Raw genomic sequence first — 3,080 nt, forward strand, 5'->3', positions numbered from 1 at the left:
ATCTTACAACGAACAAAAGGAATATAAAAACATAGAAAGCAAAATTAAAAGCTTAGAATTTGATAAAGCTGAATTAGAAAAAAAGTTTCTTAATCCAGAGTTAACACCAGAAGAAATTAATACATTGTCTAACGAATTACAAGTTATAATAGATAGTATAGAAGAAAAAGAAATGCGCTGGTTGGAATTATCAGAAAAAATGGAAGACTAACAAATGAGAAAATTAATTATTCCCTACATAAAATTCTGGTTACAATCTAAAAATGAGCATGGTGTACAATCTCCTTTTGTTTTCGATTTAGTTACAAAATGCTTCTATGATAAAACTAAACACTCTAGCTATACTAAACTAAAAGCCTACAACAAGCACTTATTCTCGAATAACAATACAATAGAAGTTACCGATTTGGGGGTTGGCTCTCATGTAATGAAAAGTAACACACGTTTTATATCACAAATGGCTAAAAATGCAGGCACAACATTACATCGTGCTAAGCTATTTTATCGCTTAATAGCATACTTAAAATGTAATACTATTTTAGAATTAGGCACCTCAATGGGTATAGCTACACATGCTATGCATTTAGGTAACCCAGAAGCTAACATAACCACTGTAGAAGGTTGCCCAAATATTTCTAAATTCACATCTAACACTTTTAAACAGTTTGGGTTAAAAAATATAGATGTATTAACAGGAGATTTTAATGAAGTAACTAAAACATTAACTTCAAATACTTATGATTTGATCTATTTTGATGGTAACCATCAAAAAGAAGCTACCTTAAATTACTTTGAAACACTTCTACCAACAGCACATAACGACTCCGTTTTTATTTTTGATGATATTTATTGGTCTAAAGGCATGACAGAAGCTTGGGAAACCATAAAACAACACCCACAAGTTACAGTAACAATAGATACCTTTTTCTGGGGCATAGTCTTTTTTAGAAAAGAACAGGCTAAAGAACATTTTAAAATTAGAATCTAATTATTATGATATTACTATTAATAGCATCCATGATTCTTATTCCTATAATAGCAGGGCGTTCCAGAAAAAGAAAGCAATCATTTAAAGACCGTTATTACAAAAGAAAAGACAATAGGAAATTTAAAAGATAGGTTTTCTTTTTTTTATTTAAAGTATAGCTCTCCTTTGCCTTTTCCCCTATTTACATTTATCTTTACAGGTATGAAAGTATACACTAAAACAGGAGACAAAGGAACTACTGCCTTATTTGGAGGTACACGAGTTCCAAAACATCATATACGTATTGATAGTTATGGTACTGTAGATGAATTAAACTCTCATATAGGTTTAATTCGCGACCAAGACATTAATCAACAATACAAAGATATTTTAATAATAATACAAGACAAATTATTTACTGTAGGAGCTATTTTAGCTACCGATCCAGAAAAAATGGTATTAAAAAACGGTAAAGAACGTTTAAATATAAATAAAATATCTAACGAAGATATAGAACTACTGGAGCACGAAATGGATGCTATGAATGAGGCTTTGCCACCAATGACCCATTTTGTGTTACCTGGAGGACATCAAACCGTGTCATTCTGTCACATAGCACGCTGCGTTTGTAGGCGTAGTGAGCGTTTAGCTTCTGCCCTTAATGAGCTTGACCCTTTTTTACCAGAAGCATTAATGTATTTAAACCGCCTTTCTGACTACCTTTTTGTATTGGCACGAAAGTTGTCATTTGACTTGCAAGCGGACGAAGTAAAATGGATTCCTGAGAAGCATTAAAGCTACACAAAAAACCAATACTTTTAAGCTAAGATTAAGTAACACTGCAAAAGATTTATAATCAAATAGTTTCAGTGAAAAATGACGTTCTTTTTTATTATTGATAAAATAATTCACTTTTTTCTTGACTATTTAAACTAAAAAATTATTTTTGCAAAAAAATAAACCTATTAAGAAATGTATTGGACATTAGAATTAGCATCCCATTTAAGTGATGCACCTTGGCCAGCTACCAAAGATGAGCTTATAGATTACGCTATTAGAACCGGAGCACCTCTGGAAGTAACTGAAAATTTACAAGCAATTGAAGACGAAGGAGACTCGTATGACTCTATAGAAGAGATTTGGCCAGATTACCCAACAGACGAAGATTACCTCTGGAACGAGGACGAATATTAATATAGTAAAACACAGAAAAAAGTCTCTAAGCAGAGGCTTTTTTTATGCTTTTAATTTAGAAACTATTAAACCTTTTATTTAATACAAAAAGTTTAGTTAAGTTTCTATAAAAGCACGTGAACAAAACGTATATTTAAGCCCTTATATTTTAAGGCTTAAAAACACTTAAAATAACAATCGGTTTTAGCCGATTTATAAATAATAAAACAAAGTTATCTTACACCATTTTAAGACAACTCTGTTAACTAAATATATAAACCTATGAGTTTTTTAAATTCTATACTAAAAGTATTTGTTGGCGACAAATCTAAACAAGACGTTAAAGCCATCATGCCTATAGTAGATAAAATTAAAGCTTTCGAAACTGCCTTAGAAGCCTTATCTAATGATGACTTAAGAGCCAAAACAGCAGAATTCAAAGCTATTATTGCAGATACGCGTAAACCTTTTGAAGATAGAAAGGCTGAACTTTTAAAAGAAGCTGATGCAACAGATGATATAGATAGACGTGAAGACATCTATCAAGAAGTAGATAAAATTGAAGATGAATCGTACGAAGCTGTTGAAAAAACATTAAACGATATTCTTCCAGAAGCCTTCGCTGTAGTAAAAGAAACCGCAAAGCGTTTTACAAACAATACAGCAATTACAGTAACAGCAAGTCCTTTCGATAGAGAAATCTCTGGAGATAACGATTACGTTACTTTAGATGGAGATAAAGCAATCTGGGCAAACTCATGGGATGCAGCAGGAAAAGCCATTACTTGGGACATGATACATTACGATGTACAGCTTATAGGTGGTATTGCTATGCACCAAGGTAAAATTGCCGAAATGCAAACTGGAGAAGGAAAAACATTAGTAGCAACCTTACCAGTCTACTTAAATGCTTTAGCAGAAAGAGGTGTGCACTTAGTAA

5 protein-coding genes and 1 pseudogene are annotated in these 3,080 nt (G+C 32.1%); all 6 read left to right on the plus strand.

All coding sequences use genetic code 11. From position 1 onward, the window contains the following. Positions 1 to 211 (plus strand): ABC transporter C-terminal domain-containing protein (locus ACVC2P_RS12405; protein ID WP_452598786.1); only part of this gene is annotated, 211 nt, incomplete at its 5' end. Positions 212 to 214: 3 nt separating this feature from the next. After that, positions 215 to 988, plus strand: a complete 774-nt coding sequence (locus ACVC2P_RS12410; protein ID WP_452598787.1) for an O-methyltransferase — start codon at positions 215 to 217, stop codon at positions 986 to 988. A gap of 5 nt (positions 989 to 993) precedes the next feature. Further along, positions 994 to 1,119: a hypothetical protein gene (locus tag ACVC2P_RS12415; protein WP_452598788.1), complete on the plus strand. Its 126-nt coding sequence runs from the start codon at positions 994 to 996 to the stop codon at positions 1,117 to 1,119. A gap of 70 nt (positions 1,120 to 1,189) precedes the next feature. Further along, positions 1,190 to 1,762 carry a cob(I)yrinic acid a,c-diamide adenosyltransferase gene (locus ACVC2P_RS12420; protein ID WP_452598789.1) on the plus strand — a complete coding sequence of 191 codons (573 nt, stop codon included), beginning with the start codon at positions 1,190 to 1,192 and terminating at the stop codon, positions 1,760 to 1,762. Positions 1,763 to 1,939: 177 nt separating this feature from the next. Continuing rightward, positions 1,940 to 2,161, plus strand: coding sequence for a DUF2795 domain-containing protein (locus ACVC2P_RS12425; protein ID WP_034057512.1), 222 nt, complete (start codon positions 1,940 to 1,942; stop codon positions 2,159 to 2,161). 261 nt (positions 2,162 to 2,422) lie between these two features. After that, a pseudogene (gene secA / locus ACVC2P_RS12430) lies at positions 2,423 to 3,080 on the plus strand (preprotein translocase subunit SecA); the annotation flags it as partial.

It is taken from the genome of Pontimicrobium sp. MEBiC01747, from assembly GCF_053601635.1.

Bases quoted from the DNA above. Each gene is read 5' to 3' on its own strand.
- ACVC2P_RS12415 (WP_452598788.1), top strand. From the start codon at position 994: ATGATATTACTATTAATAGCATCCATGATTCTTATTCCTATAATAGCA.
- ACVC2P_RS12410 (WP_452598787.1), top strand. From the start codon at position 215: ATGAGAAAATTAATTATTCCCTACATAAAATTCTGGTTACAATCTAAA.
- ACVC2P_RS12420 (WP_452598789.1), top strand. From the start codon at position 1,190: ATGAAAGTATACACTAAAACAGGAGACAAAGGAACTACTGCCTTATTT.
- ACVC2P_RS12425 (WP_034057512.1), top strand. From the start codon at position 1,940: ATGTATTGGACATTAGAATTAGCATCCCATTTAAGTGATGCACCTTGG.